This is a genomic window from Blautia schinkii, from assembly GCF_013304825.1.
Classification (GTDB): Bacteria; Bacillota; Clostridia; order Lachnospirales; family Lachnospiraceae; genus Blautia_A; species Blautia_A schinkii_B.
Window position 1 is genome coordinate 1 of record NZ_JAAWUO010000050.1, and the last position, 584, is coordinate 584.

The 584-nt window shown below is 34.8% G+C and carries 1 rRNA gene; it reads right to left on the minus strand.

The window, feature by feature from the left end:
* Positions 1–149, minus strand: a 16S ribosomal RNA gene (locus tag HFM85_RS16015); the annotation flags it as partial.
* Positions 150–584: the final 435 nt, after the last annotated feature.

Genomic DNA, 584 nt, shown 5'->3' on the forward strand with positions numbered 1-584 from the left:
AAGGCAGGTTACCCACGCGTTACTCACCCGTCCGCCACTAGAATTAAATTAAATCGACCGAAGTTTCAATAAAGTAATTCCCGTTCGACTTGCATGTGTTAAGCACGCCGCCAGCGTTCATCCTGAGCCAGGATCAAACTCTCTGATAAAATGTTTGATTCAATCTCAAGACAACCGTTTGGCTATCTCTCGTTTTTACTGCTTTTGGTTTGTTTAAACCGTTCTTTAAATGTAAAGAAATTTTCGAGAATCGTATGTGTTTCACTGTTTAGTTATCAAGGTTTGTTGTGTCTGTCTCTCAGACAGCTCGTTTATTTTATCTCATCTCTTTTTGTTTGTCAAGCACTTTTTTAAGTTTTTTTCAAACATTTTTGAGTTAAGATTTTGTTGCCGCTTTGTTGGCGACTTGGATACTTTATCATATCTTCTGTCTTTTGTCAACTGTCAATTTCATTTTTCTGAAATTCTTTTTAATTGTTTGTTTTTCAAAAACAATTATTTGCGACAGCTCAGTTATAATACCACTGGGAGTTATGCTTGTCAACCATAAAATTCAAATTTTTTTGATTATTTTGTTTGTTTGG